General features: G+C 29.7%; 16 protein-coding genes and 1 riboswitch. Of the genes, 5 read left to right on the top strand and 11 right to left on the bottom strand.

Annotation, left to right across the window (positions count from 1 at the left end; genetic code table 11):
* The first annotated feature begins 171 nt into the window (after positions 1-171).
* Positions 172-1671 (top strand): NAD-dependent epimerase/dehydratase family protein, encoded by a 1500-nt coding sequence (locus KDK92_RS18610; RefSeq protein ID WP_250860896.1) that lies wholly within the window; start codon positions 172-174, stop codon positions 1669-1671.
* A 60-nt stretch (positions 1672-1731) separates the two neighbouring features.
* On the opposite strand, the gene KDK92_RS18605 is transcribed toward KDK92_RS18610, so the two are convergent.
* Positions 1732-2907, bottom strand: a complete 1176-nt coding sequence (locus tag KDK92_RS18605) for a phosphoribosylaminoimidazolecarboxamide formyltransferase (protein WP_250860895.1) — start codon at positions 2905-2907, stop codon at positions 1732-1734.
* 50 nt (positions 2908-2957) lie between these two features.
* Positions 2958-3039: riboswitch (ZMP/ZTP riboswitch) on the bottom strand.
* A 132-nt stretch (positions 3040-3171) separates the two neighbouring features.
* Between KDK92_RS18605 and KDK92_RS18600 the strand changes: the two genes are divergently transcribed.
* The 3 genes from KDK92_RS18600 to KDK92_RS18590 all read left to right on the top strand — a co-directional run bounded on the left by KDK92_RS18600 (position 3172) and on the right by KDK92_RS18590 (position 6014).
* Entirely contained in the window at positions 3172-4308 is a 1137-nt protein-coding gene (locus tag KDK92_RS18600) for a DUF4037 domain-containing protein (protein ID WP_250860894.1), read from the top strand.
* Between the two features lie 128 nt (positions 4309-4436).
* Complete coding sequence (locus KDK92_RS18595; RefSeq protein WP_250860893.1) at positions 4437-5210, top strand: class I SAM-dependent methyltransferase; 774 nt, start codon at positions 4437-4439, stop codon at positions 5208-5210.
* 81 nt (positions 5211-5291) lie between these two features.
* Entirely contained in the window at positions 5292-6014 is a 723-nt protein-coding gene (locus tag KDK92_RS18590; protein ID WP_250860892.1) for a hypothetical protein, read from the top strand.
* 64 nt (positions 6015-6078) lie between these two features.
* Here the strand turns inward: KDK92_RS18590 and KDK92_RS18585 are convergent, their stop codons facing one another.
* The 4 genes from KDK92_RS18585 to KDK92_RS18570 form a co-directional block, all read right to left on the bottom strand.
* On the bottom strand, positions 6079-6243 hold the full coding sequence (locus KDK92_RS18585; protein WP_276576043.1) for a winged helix-turn-helix transcriptional regulator: 165 nt from the start codon (positions 6241-6243) through the stop codon (positions 6079-6081).
* Positions 6244-6492: 249 nt separating this feature from the next.
* Entirely contained in the window at positions 6493-6951 is a 459-nt protein-coding gene (locus KDK92_RS18580; protein ID WP_250860891.1) for a hypothetical protein, read from the bottom strand.
* A gap of 28 nt (positions 6952-6979) precedes the next feature.
* Complete coding sequence (locus tag KDK92_RS18575; RefSeq protein WP_250860890.1) at positions 6980-7570, bottom strand: hypothetical protein; 591 nt, start codon at positions 7568-7570, stop codon at positions 6980-6982.
* A gap of 91 nt (positions 7571-7661) precedes the next feature.
* Complete coding sequence (locus KDK92_RS18570) at positions 7662-7982, bottom strand: hypothetical protein (RefSeq protein ID WP_250860889.1); 321 nt, start codon at positions 7980-7982, stop codon at positions 7662-7664.
* A gap of 364 nt (positions 7983-8346) precedes the next feature.
* Between KDK92_RS18570 and KDK92_RS18565 the strand changes: the two genes are divergently transcribed.
* Positions 8347-9069, top strand: coding sequence for a hypothetical protein (locus KDK92_RS18565; protein WP_250860888.1), 723 nt, complete (start codon positions 8347-8349; stop codon positions 9067-9069).
* Between the two features lie 351 nt (positions 9070-9420).
* On the opposite strand, the gene queC is transcribed toward KDK92_RS18565, so the two are convergent.
* The 6 genes from queC to KDK92_RS18535 are packed head-to-tail and all read right to left on the bottom strand — an operon-like array spanning position 9421 to position 13605.
* A complete protein-coding gene (queC, locus tag KDK92_RS18560) occupies positions 9421-10092 on the bottom strand; it encodes a 7-cyano-7-deazaguanine synthase QueC (RefSeq protein ID WP_250860887.1) in 672 nt (223 codons plus the stop codon).
* A 41-nt stretch (positions 10093-10133) separates the two neighbouring features.
* The gene (folE, locus tag KDK92_RS18555; protein ID WP_250860886.1) at positions 10134-10721 is read right to left on the bottom strand and encodes a GTP cyclohydrolase I FolE; all 588 of its coding nucleotides are present in this window, start codon (positions 10719-10721) and stop codon (positions 10134-10136) included.
* A gap of 5 nt (positions 10722-10726) precedes the next feature.
* Positions 10727-11392 carry a putative 7-carboxy-7-deazaguanine synthase QueE gene (gene queE, locus KDK92_RS18550; RefSeq protein ID WP_250860885.1) on the bottom strand — a complete coding sequence of 222 codons (666 nt, stop codon included), beginning with the start codon at positions 11390-11392 and terminating at the stop codon, positions 10727-10729.
* 1 nt (position 11393) lies between these two features.
* Entirely contained in the window at positions 11394-11825 is a 432-nt protein-coding gene (gene queD / locus KDK92_RS18545; protein ID WP_250860884.1) for a 6-carboxytetrahydropterin synthase QueD, read from the bottom strand.
* Positions 11826-11844: 19 nt separating this feature from the next.
* Positions 11845-12606 carry an acyl-CoA dehydratase activase gene (locus KDK92_RS18540; protein WP_250860883.1) on the bottom strand — a complete coding sequence of 254 codons (762 nt, stop codon included), beginning with the start codon at positions 12604-12606 and terminating at the stop codon, positions 11845-11847.
* On the bottom strand, positions 12607-13605 hold the full coding sequence (locus tag KDK92_RS18535) for a 2-hydroxyacyl-CoA dehydratase family protein (RefSeq protein ID WP_250860882.1): 999 nt from the start codon (positions 13603-13605) through the stop codon (positions 12607-12609).
* Positions 13606-13731 lie beyond the last annotated feature (126 nt).

Genomic DNA, 13731 nt, shown 5'->3' with positions numbered 1-13731 from the left:
CGTGATTTTTCTAACTCAAGCTTAATATAATAATAAAAACTTTAAGTTTTAACGTATAACTAATAGACAATTTACCTAATGCTAATAATATTAATATCTTTTAGATAAATTTTCTACAATTGAAAACTATAAACTAAAATTTAAAAGTTATTAGTGAATGGAGTTGTGAAAATGGAAAAGAAAAAGATAGTTTTAACAGGCTCAACAGGGGTCATGGGAAGGGAAGTATTGAAAGAATTAATAAAAATACTAGAAAGATTTCATATTATCTTATTGATAAGACAAGTTGAAAAAACTTTAGATGTTGTTAAGGAATATATTAAGGTTAAAGAAATTGAGATAGTATTTGGAGACATAACTGATTATGAGTCCGTATTAAGATGTATACATGAAGCAGATTACGTTATTCATTTAGCCGCTATCATACCACCACAAGCTGATTTTAATCCAGAATCAACATACAAAGTAAATTATGAGGGTACCATTAATGTGATAGAAGCTGTAAAAGAACAGGAGAAACATAAAAAAATAAAATTGATATATGTAGGTAGTGTAGCTGAGTATGGAGATAGATTACCACCTATTCACTGGGGAAGAGTTGGAGATCCAATTATGCCTAGTATATATGATTATTATGCAGTAACTAAAGCAAAAGCTGAAAGAGCTGTTATTGAATCAGGATTAAAATATTGGGTTTCATTTCGTCAAACGGGAATACTTCATACGGGACTTCTTAAGGGTAATAAAGGGGGATTATCATATCACCAACCCCTTAAGACTCACGTCGAATGGGTTACAGCTCGTGATTCAGGGCGGTTGATGAGTAAAGTAATTGAAAATGAAAAGGATTTGCCTGATGATTTTTGGTGTCAGATATACAATATTGGAGGCGGAGAAAAATATAGACTTACAAGTTATGAGTTTTTAAGCAAAATGTATAGTGCACTGGGTTTGGATTTCAAAAAAATTATTGAGCCTAAATGGTATGCGCTGAAAAATTTCCACTGTTTATATTTTTTAGACTCAGATAAGTTAGAAAGTTATTTTAACTTTAGATCTGAAGGGTTTGACAACTTTTTAGAAGAAATCAAGAAAGAAATGAAATTTTCATATAAATTGCTTAGGTTGATTCCCTCTAAGATAATAAAGGAAAAGATAATAAAGCCATCAACCTTATGTGAAAATGGAACACTTTATTGGATACAAAATAACCTGGAAGGCCCAATTAAAGCATTTTGGGGATCTAAAGAAGCGTGGGATAAGATACCGCAATGGGATGAGTTTTGCTTCGATGTTTGTGAAGAAAAAATAATTCTAGAGCATGGGTATAATGAGTGCAAGGAAAAATCAGAGCTTGATATTGAAGATATGAAAGAAGCTGCTATTTTTCGTGGAGGAGAGTGTTTATCAGAATCAATGATTAAAGGTGACTTGAAAACAAAACTTAAATGGAAGTGTGCATTTGGACATGAATTTAAAGCAAGTCCTACACTAGTTTTGTTAGGTGGGCATTGGTGTCCAGAATGTGCGCCTTCTCCTTGGAATTACGATGAAATTGCAAAGGAAAATCATTTTATTGCACAAGTATGGTATAGTAACCATGATAAAAACCAGAATAATTTTTATGATGAGAATTTCTATAAAGATATATTAGATAATGATAAAGCTTAATAACGAAATACATTTTTATAACATAGAGCTATAAAAGCATAACTTTTATAGCTCTTTATTTTAATGATGGAATAATCTTATGTCTGAGAAGGTCATAGCGATATTGTATTTGTTACATGCTTCGATTACAATATCATCACGTAATGAACCTCCTGGTTGAACTATATATTTTACACCACTTTGAGCAGCTCTGTGTATGTTGTCTGTAAAAGGTAAGAATCCATCGGAACCTAAAGCAACTCCTGTTAGATTAGATAGCCACTCAGCTTTTTCCGTTTTGGTTAATCTATTTGGTATATAATTGAGAATATTATTCCATTCTTTCATTTCCATTGGAGTAATGTCATCACTTAAAAATTGATCAATAAGATTATCTCTATGAAATTTTGGAATACCATCCTTGAAAGGTAGGTTAATCACAGTAGGATGCTGTCTTAAAAACCATATATCAGCCTTAGATGCGGCTAATCTTGTACAATGTATACGAGATTGTTGACCTGCACCAACTCCAATAACTTGACCATCTAATACAAAACAAACTGAATTAGATTGAGTATATTTTAGGGTAACCATTGAAATGAGTAAGTCACGTTTTGCATCTGCAGAGATGGCCTTATTATCAGTTACAACATTAAGAAGCATATCTTCATTAGTTAAAACATCATTTCTCTTTTGTTCAAATGTAATTCCAAAGATTTCTCTTCTTTCAATATTATCAGGCTCATAAGTACAATCCATTTCTATAACACAATAATTGCCCTTTTTCTTTTTCTTTAATATGTTAAGGGCTTCATCAGTATAACCAGGAGCGATTACTCCATCTGAAACAGAGCTACTTAAAATTTTTGCAGTAGCTAAATCAACAATATCACTTATGGCAGCCCAATCACCAAAGGAAGACATTCTATCACCACCTCTGGCTCTCACATAAGCAGTAGCAACAGGGGATAAATCCATATTTTCAACAAAATAAGATTTTTTTAATGAATCACTTAGAGGAATTCCAACTGCAGCTCCAGCTGGACTTACATGTTTAAATGAAGCAGCTGCTGGTTGTCCAGTTATTTGTTTGAGTTCTTTTACTAATTGCCATGAATTAAATGCATCCATAAAGTTTATATAACCTGGATTACCATTTAAAATTTTAAATGGTAATGAGTTATTATTAGTAAAAATTCTTGCGGGTTTTTGATGTGGATTGCAACCATACTTAAGTACAAATTCGAAATCTTTCATAAAGTGAAACCTCCTTAATAAAATTGAACGCAAAAAAGCCTGGATAAATAAATATTTACCCAGACGGTCGATAATCATCATCAATCATGCTCCCCATGGTGAACTCCATTTCCGCCAGTCGCATGATTTGTAATATTTACTTGTATAAAAACTTCTAGCTATAGGATAACACAATGGAAAATATAAGTCTAGTAAATTGTTTTATTTTTGGTAAAATTTAATTAATGGATATATTCCAAAAGATTAATTAAGGGGAGTGGAAAAATGAAGGGGTTAGAGTTATGTGAATCGTTTTATTTTGACGTAGTAAAGATATTAATAGACAAGAATTTTCCTATGTTAAAAAATAAATATGCAGCAGGTCTTATTGGATATGGATCAGATGTTTTAGGAAATGACGATGAATTATCAAGGGATCATGAGTGGGGGCCTAGATGTCATATTTGGTTAATGGAAGATGATTATAATAAATATGCTGGTGAAATTGATATGATGCTTAAGTCAGAATTGCCACTTGAATATCTAGGTTATAAAACTAGATTTGTATTTAATGAAGAGTTTGAAGTTCTTATAACTACTGATGATAAACACAATTCCATACATCATGTAGCAATTACTACAGTAGAAAGATATTTAAGAATTCAGTACGGTATAGTTAATAAAGATAATAAGAAAAATGAATACTATCTAAATAATATAGAATGGCTCTGCATACCTGAGCAAAAGCTTTTAGAATTAACTAGAGGAAAAATATTCGAAGACTCTATTGGAGAGATAACAAAGGTTAGGAAGACCTTTTCATATTATAATGATGATGTATGGAAATATAAAGTGTTGTATTGTTGGAGAGAACTAGATGATCTTGCAACAGTACCGCTCTGTTTTAAACGTAATCAAATAATATCTGGAAAAATTATTCTAACTAGGATTATAGAAAATACAATAAGATTGGTGTATTTATACAATAAAAAGTATTATCCAGGATATATGAAGTGGTTTTCATATGAATTTTCTAAATTGCCTAAGTTAGCTGCAAGCATAAGTACTAAATTAGAGAAATGTCTTAATGAAGAAGATATAACAAAAATAATCAATATTATGGAGAATGTGTTTTTAGAAATACTTGAAGAGCATAATAGATTAGGGGTTACACCATATGTAGAGGTTAGAAATAATAAATGGACAAGAGAGCTGGTTAATATATCGACTATAAATGTATGCAAAGCTTTAGAAGAAACTATTACAAGTGAATTAAAGGAACTTAACATAGATGGTTCATGTGATCAGTGGATAACTAATAGTGAAATATTAGTTTGGTCAGAACAATTTACTAAAGTAAAAGAATTGTATATTAACGATAATAGTCATTGTAGAGATGGTGTAGGAGATAGGATTATATAAAGTTAACTTAGGTAAGGTGTAGGCTAATACTATCATAAAAATAGAGTTTTTGGTTATTGGTAAAATTTATGTTATTATAGTTAAATAGTAACACAGAAAAATAATGTAAACAATATTGGGGGATTATTATGGATTTTATTGATTATAATAGAAAAGTATGGGATATTGAGGTTGAAAACAATAATGTTTGGACTCAACCTGTTAGTGAAGAGGATATTAGAAATGCTAAAAAAGGAGAATGGGACATAGTATTAACATCATTTAAAACAGTTCCAAAAGAGTGGTTTCCATTACCCTTAGATAATAAAAAAGTATTATGTCTTGCTTCGGGTGGAGGTCAACAAGGACCAATTATGGCGGCTTTAGGTGCAGAGGTTACAGTGTTTGATAATTCGCCAAAGCAACTTAGTCAAGATATATTAGTAGCAGAAAGAGAAGGACTAACTATACATACTGAACTAGGGGATATGAGAGATTTATCTAGATTCGATGATGAGACTTTTGACTTAATTATACATCCAGTATCAAATTGCTTTGTTGATAATGTTTTACCTGTATGGAAAGAAGCTTATCGAGTATTGAAGAAGAATGGTGTTCTTTTAGCTGGGTTTAGTAATTCAATAGAATATATATTTGATTTAAAATCAATGAATAATGGGGAATTAGTTGTAAAGCATAAAATACCATACTCGGATATCAAAGACCTTTCAGAGGATGAATTTAAAGAATTGATTACTGATCAAAATGAACCTGCTTGTTTTGGACATTCATTAGAAGATCAAATACAGGGGCAAATAAAAGCTGGATTTGTTATTGCTGGTTTTTATGAAGATAAAAGTGGGGATTCACCTCTGGATGAATACATAAATACTTTTATTGCAACAAAAGCTATTAAATTATAATAAATCACGGTGATCATATTTCTTGTAAGTTACTAAAATATATGATACAATCCATAATTAAAAGAAACTAGGAGTGTACATATGATAAAAGACTTTTACAATAATGATATAAAGAGTACAGTTAACGCACTTCTTCTTGAAATATGTCCAGAAAGAAATTATGAGAAATTAATAGAGAATATTTCTGAAGAGTTAGATAAACTTAATGAGTTATTTAATGAGTTCTTTGAAATTGCTGAAAATGAACATAAGTATAATTTAAACTGGGCTTATAAAAATTCACAGAGTAAATTCAATCAGTTATCAAAAGAAATATTAGAAAAAAAGTTGGAGAGAAAAAAACAATGTAATTTAGATAGTAAGATAATCGAGGAATATTCAGTAATTCTAAAACAGAGAAAGTTAATTGAAAAGAGGTTAAAAAGGAAATTTAAATTATTTTCTTTTATGAATTCATTAATATCTGTAATAGATGTAATATTATCAATAATATTAGTTCTAGTAATTTCAGAAATAAGCCATAAAGGTGAGTTATATCTATCATCTGAAGTTCTTAGTGGATTGTTTGTTTTTTTCTTTGCATTTTTAAAGGTTACTCTTGAAAAATATTTAATTGCACCTAAAGTTGAAAGATTTGGGTGGAAGTTATATGAGCGTTCAATTTATCAATACAAGAAAGATATAGTTATTGTTAATGCAATGACACTTGTGACTCATGAAGGAATAGTAAATGACATAGGAGTAGAGAATGTTTTAAAGAGTTTAAGACGAGGAGTTAAAATTTTAAGAGAAAAGGTTAAATGATACTGGAGTCAGGTAATAGTTTTGTGTAAAGCTCATTAAATTTCAGAAATGAATATATTTTATTTTAACTAGGAATAAATCTTTTGATTTCACCATATCTCTTTGTTCCTTTTTTTGCTAACAGCCATAATATAAGTGGTTTCCATTTCCCTCCTATAACAGATAATGTAAACTCTACTCCACATTCTGAGCTTGTTAAATTTTCAATACTTTTTTGCTTGTTATTCATTCAAAGACCTCCCTTTATAACGTTTATAGTGTGTATATGAAAAAGTAACTAAGAGTTTATAAGTTAGTACTCAAAATATATCTTATAGTTTCTATAATCAATTTAAAACAAACAATCTTATGAAATAATTAATGAAAATAATTTTAAAATATGAGTTTAATAAAAAATATAAAAAATTCCCTCTTTAGTTAAAGAGGAAATTTTTTTACAAAACAAGAGTTATGAGGAGATTAATTGAAGTACAATCTATTAGAAGCCTGTAGGTGCTCCCACAGGAATTTGTGTATTTTCATCGATAGCATCAAGAATTTCGAAATCTTCAGGAACTCTTCCCATAGCTATTATTTTTCCATCAACAGCTATGATAGGAGAGTATGCACTTTTAAGATATTCGATTGTAGAATCTTGTGCTATTGCTTCTATGCCCATAGTGTTAAAAACAGCATTTAAATTTGAGTAATACTGTTCTTTATCTGTATCATGGTTATAAAGTTCTGCTTCAAAATCATCCATATCTGAAAAAATATCAAATAAAGAGTCAATTGTCATTAAAGAATTACTACTACCACCACCGCAGCCACAACCACCGCCGCTGCCGCCACAGCCGCCACTACCTAAATTTGATAAGTCGTTATTTAATTCTTCTAAAGCATATTTAGCACAAGTTATTACTGTTGCTGTAAAAAATTGTATTTTCTTTTTTGACATATGGTTAACTCTCCTTTCTTAATATGTTTTAAACTGGACATACTTTAACACATTTATTACATGCACATTTACTCATATCACCAGATACATATGCCTTATCCCTAATTGGACAAGCTTTTAAGCATAAATTACACTTGATACAGTGTGTTTTAGGTTCTGGTAAATCATCTTGAACAAGTGGAGCTTCAGTCACAATTGCTTGTATAACAGGAGTTAATCCATACCCTCTAACTACTAATGAATTAACTGGACTTAATTCACCTACACCTGCTTTAACTGCCATGTCAACTAAAGATACATCTATATTACTTTTGTGAATTATATGAGATTTATATCCAAGAGAATTTAAATATTTAACAACCCCAGTAGGGGAAGTTAGTAATTCTACATGATCATTAAATGATAATGGTTCATGAGTGTTTTTATCCTTTTTGTGTGTTCCATCACCAAATACTATAACTGACTGGAAGTTTTCTAATATTTTTTTCGGATGTTTATCTTTAAGTGTAGATATTTCTTCATTTTCAAATCTTTCTCTTGAAGATACTCCAAGTAATCTGAAAGCTGAAAGCATTTCTTTTACGTTTTTTGTTACTTCTTGTTTGTTGTAATATTCCATCTGTATCCCTCCAATCTATTTAATATAGACAACTATTATATTCTTATCATAGTCCTTGTGTTATATTCTTATCATATTGAAAAGAAATGAATTATAAAGATCTTTTTATTAATCTATAAATTTGCATGTATGGTACTTTACCTTGAAATCTTACTTTTTGATTTACAGCTGTTAGTGGAAGTGAATAACCGCTTTCAAGTGCAACTTTAATATAATCATAAGTATCTATATCATCTTTTTCTACATCAATAAACTTAACTTCTACTTCGGATGATATATCACTTTTTTGTATTAATGCCTCAAACTCATCATACATCTCGCCCATAGTTTGTTTTGGTCCACAACCACATCCTGATGATTGAGGGACAGTCTCTTTTACACCAAAAACTTCAATAATTACTTTTTTATCCATTTGCATTCTCCTTCGTCAATTAAATTAAAAATTTATCCTTTAAATTTTGTAACCTCAGTATAGCATTATATATTTTAAGGTGAAAGTATGTACTTTTTAGTAACTAGTATCTAAAAAGTGAGTACTTCCTAAATGATTTATATATAGTATAATAAACTTGTACATGACGAAAGATTGATTATCTTAGAAAATTTTTAAATTTATAGCTAATGTAAAAGAGGTAAAGTAAGGTATGTGTAATATTAGAAAAATAGAATTGATAACAGATACAATTTGATGGTAAATGGACATGGATTAAGATTTTATTGTTAGTTATTAAGATATATTATATAATCCATAATCAAAAGAAATTAGGAGTGTACAGATGATAAAAAACTTTTATAATAATGATGTGAAGACTACGGTTAATTTACTTCTTCTTGAAATATGTCCTGAAAGGAATTATGAGAAGCTAATTGAGAATATTTCTGAAGACTTAGAAAAATTTAATCAGTTATTTAATGAATTATCTGAAATTGCTGAAAATGAACATAAGTATAATTTAAATTGGGCTTATAAAAATTCACAAAGTAAATTTAATCAGTTGTCAAAAGAGATATTAGAAAAAAAATTGGAAAGAAAAAAACAAGATAATTTAGATAGGAAGATAATTGAAGAATATTCAGTAATTTTAAAAGTTCGAAAGAGAATTGAAAACGGGTTAAAAAGAAAATCTAAATTATTTTCTTTTATGAACTCTTTAATATCTTTAATAGATGTTATCATATCAATAATATTAGTTTTGGTAATTTCAGAAATCAGCCATAAAGGAGAGTTATATCTATCATCTGAAGTTCTAAGTGGATTGTTTGTCTTTTTCTTTGCATTCTTAAAAGTTACCCTTGAAAAATATTTTATAGCACCTAAAGTTGAAAAATTGGGATGGAAGTTATATGAACACTCAATTAATCAATACAAGAAAGATATAATTATTGTTACTACTATGTCTCTGGTTACTCACCAAGGAATAGTAAATGATATAGGGGTAGCTAATGTTTTAAAGTGTTTAAGGCGAGGAGTTAAACTCTTAAAAGAAAAGGGGAAATAATAGCGTGATTTTTAAAATGAAGGGAAGCACTAAAAAGAAGTTGACAGTGGACAATTGACAGTTGACAACGTATGACATTTCACTCAGTGAAATTTTAATCTTATTGTTCCTTGGACAATAATAGGTTTACTCGTTTCATTACAAATGAAACATTGTATTTTAAATACACTATTTTATCCAAGGATAAAATAAGTAAACCCACCTTGTCCTAAAGACCAATAAAATAAAATGTAGGTTCTGACCTAAGTCAGAACCATCCATCGTTGTCCATTGTCCACTGTCAACTGTCCACTTCTTTTCAAAGGTTGTTTATTCTTTATGTGCAAGCAGAGCTTGCTTTTTTTTATTGTCTTATTTCTTATATAATCGTTTAAACTCCAAGTATCCATTTTTTCTTAATTTACATGAAGGACAATCTCCACAACCATTTCCTATAATTCCATTATAGCAAGTTAATGTTTCATTTTTAACTATATCAAGTACACCTAAATCATCTGCCATTTTCCAAGTTTCAGCTTTATCAATCCACATTAAAGGTGTATGAATTACAAATGGAAAATCCATAGCTAAATTCAATGTAACATTTAATGATTTTATGAATACATCTCTACAGTCAGGATATCCACTAAAGTCACTTTGTGACACACCTGTTATAATATGATTTGCTCCTTTTTGCTTTGCAAATACCGCAACAAAAGACATAAATAATAAGTTTCTACCGTCTACAAATGAATTAGGAGTACCTTCAGTAGGGGCATCTTTATCTACTTCTATGTCTTGTCTTGTTAATGAATTTGGCGCTAATTGATTTAATAAAGTTAAATCTAAAGAATGATATTCAACATTATGTTTTTTACAGATAGCCTTAGCACATTCTAATTCGAACTTATGCTTTTGACCATAATCAAATGATACTGCAATAACCTCTTTAAATCTCTTCTTTGCCCAGAACAAACAAGTTGTACTGTCTTGACCGCCACTAAATACTACTACAGCTTTTTCTTTATTTACTTCTATATTCATTTAGTACACCGAACCTTTCATTAATATCTATTTAAAATATATTATTTATACATGATCATTAGATTGTTTTGTAAACCTAAGTCCGTCTCAAATCGTCCTCTTAATGTTGTTGTTATGGTTTTTGCATTGGTTTTCTTGATACCTCTAGTAGTCATACATCCATGTTCCCCTTCAATGATAACAGCAACATCATCAGAATCAGTTATTAACTGCATGATTTCTGCTATATCTGTTCCTATTCTTTCTTGAAGTTGTAATCTACGTCCAACAAGATCTGCGATTCTAGCAATTTTACTTAAACCAATGATTTTATTGTTTGGAATATATGCAACAGATACTTTCATATTGTACATTAAAGCTAAATGGTGTTCACAATGGCTAAAAATTTCAATATCCTTCATAAAAACCATATCTTTATTATTTTCATTTATACTTAAATCCTCTTCAAATGTTTTATTAAACATCTCAGCAATTTCAGCATTTGTATAACACTGTCCCTCGAATATCTCTTCGTACATTTTAGCAACACGTTTAGGAGTATCCTTTAGTCCTTCTCTATCTGGATTGTCCCCTAAAGCTATTAAAATTCCTCTTATGTGTTTTTCAATTTCTTTTAAATTGATAGCCATTGTATTTAAACACCTCTTTCCTCAGGATCCCATATTATCTTGTGAAGTTGTACTTGCAGGGTAACTCCATTCATATTAAATTGTTGCATAAAATCAACAATCTTAGACATTTGAATCTTACCAAAGATTGGGCTTATATAAACATTGGTTTTATTTATTAGATTGTATTGATCAATTATATGCTTAGCTCTTTCTAAATCTTCAATACTACCTGAAACAAACTTAACTGTATCCTTTTTAGTTAAATATTTGAAATTATGGACTAACATCCTTTGTTCCATATCACTTGAAGGAAGTTTATAATCCATTACAAATCTAGGGGGATTCTGTATCTCTACAAACTCATTTAAAGAAACACTACCATTTGTTTCTATTTCAACTAAAAGCTCTTTATCTTTTGATAATACATTTAACAATTCTACAAGACCATTTTGGAGTAAAGGCTCTCCACCTGTTAATGTAATATTTTTAACTCCTGTGGATTTTATATATTCATAGATTTCTTCCGCATTCATTAAAGTGTATTCAACATTCTTCTCATTAGCCCATCTTGTATCACAATAACTACAATCCAGATTACATCCAGCAAATCTTATGAATATGGCTAATTGACCAGATAAACGACCTTCTCCATTTACACTTACGAACTTTTCAACTACTTTAAAATTCATACTAATTCACCTCACATTTTTCATATGTGGCACTATTAGTAGGTGTTTCATAAACAGTAGCTCTTTTTACGTTATATCCTTTTTCCTCCATGTAGTTAAAGAAAAAGGCTGAAAAATTTTCTGCTGTTGGTCTAAATTGTACCTCTATTATTTTGAAGTTATCTTGTATTAAACATTGTAAAGTTTCTTTTCTCATAGTACCTTCTTGTATGATTAAGGCATGGTCATAAGAATCTACAACTTCTTTAACATCTTTTTTTAAATCACCAAAATCTATTACCATACCATCTAATTGTCCACCATTAATTAATGATTGTGATTGTACTTCTATTTCTACTCTCCATCTATGACCGTGAATATTGCTACATTTCCCTTCATAATTTGCAAGAAAATGAGCACTATCAAAGCTATGTTCAGCTTTTAGTATATACATTAATTTAATCCCCCTAAATTTACTTTAAAAACTTACTGCCATAATAACAGCATCCTATTGCTCCATTAAATTGAGGTTCTTCAACTGAGATAATTTCCTCATAATCATTCTTCAAATATTCCTTTATAGCGAAGTTATTAGCAACTCCACCTGTTAAGACTAATTTTCTTCCTTTAAACTTTGTTAAAAGTGGATTCAATCTTTTATATAAGGAATAATTAACTCCTGCACATAAACTTTCTATATTAGCACCCTCAGCTATTTTTCCTATTAACTCTGATTCAGAAAATACTGCACATGTTGAATTTAGCTCTACTGGATTTTCATAGTGATTACTCATATCATCAAGAGATGTTTCAAGTACATTTGCCATATTTTCTAAATATCTACCACAGGAAGCAGCACATTTTTCATTAAGTTCTAAATCAGTTGTAATTCCTTTTTCAACTTTAACTACCTTAACATCTTGTCCACCTACGTCTAAAAGTATAAAATCCCTTAACCATGTTTGATAAAATCCACCATAAACATGGGCTTTAATCTCGTTTATAGGGGTAAACTTGTTTAAGTCAGTATTGTTTCTACCGTATCCTGTAGATACACCTATATCAATATCATCTATATTTAATTTATTTAAATCTACTGTAACTTTACCATCGTAGGTGCAATAGTCTCTATAAAAAGACATTGTACTAACTTTTAGCTTTTTTATAATTTTATTGTCTTCCATTACTACAAGCTTAACTTCTCTACTTCCAAGATCTACACCTAATATTCTCATTTATCTTTCCTCCTTGAAATCTGATAACATATCAAGAAAAGCTTCAAGTCTAAGTTTAGTTCTTGCATCTAGAGTATTTAACTTATCCCCTTCAATATTCAGAATAGGAATGTCTAATTTTTCTTTTAAAACAATATCTTCAACAGCTCTATAACAAAAAGCTTGAGTGTAATGAATTATTCCATCTAATTTTCTCTCACTGATCTGCTTTTTTAACTCTATAATTCTAAATTCAGTATCATATGGATATGTGTAATCATAATACTGTTCATATATATTTTCAGCTTTATCTGCTCTAGGGAAAGCAAATTCTCTTTGAACTTCGTTAAATACAAAATGAGCATCAAAGTCCTGAACAAATTCATATATATCACCAGTCATAGGCGGAACCCCAATATAACCTAATCTTAGTTTTTTATCTATAGTTTGTCTTTCTTTAATATTTGAAATAACACTTTTTAGTTCAGATTTAAAAGTATCAATATCACCATTTAAATCACTTAAACTTACCTGATACAAATGATTTTCAAAACCATTTGCTTTATTGTTTATATATGTTAACTTATCAATTTCCTTAGCTAAGTCTCTTACTTTATTTAATCTAATTCTCACTTTTTCAACTTCTTCTATACTTACTCTAAAAATATCCATAAACTTATCTAGTTCTTTTTTTATATCTTCTTTCTTATGACTATGTGGAAAAGAAAATGGATAAACTTTAATTCCTCTTAATTCTAATACTTCTATAAGAGCTCTTGTATTAGAACAATCACCTTCCATAACTCCAACTATTTCTTGAATATCATTCTCTATACAAGCTCCGTAAATTCCTTTTATCCAAGTACACATGCTTTTAGGAAAACCGTCTCTTTCAGCTATATCAATATAACTCGAATAGTCTTTAGAAGTTATAAATAGATTATTTAAATCTATTGGTTTATATCCCGCTGCTAGAAGTACTTCTACAGGAACTGTGGTTGTTAAACCTATTTTTCTCATTAGTTAATCCTCCATAAGGCATATTCAAATAAATAACTAGTCAGTATGCTAGTCTATTTTGTGGCCTACTTCATCCTTGGAACCCACTGATAGAGCAACTATCAGCCAACTCGACCCATGCCCCGA

The sequence above is a fragment of the Oceanirhabdus seepicola genome (assembly GCF_023684385.1).
GTDB lineage: Bacteria > Bacillota > Clostridia > Clostridiales > Clostridiaceae > Oceanirhabdus > Oceanirhabdus seepicola.
The sequence above is the reverse complement of the archived record's forward strand: the minus strand, read 5'-3'. Positions and strand labels throughout refer to the sequence as shown.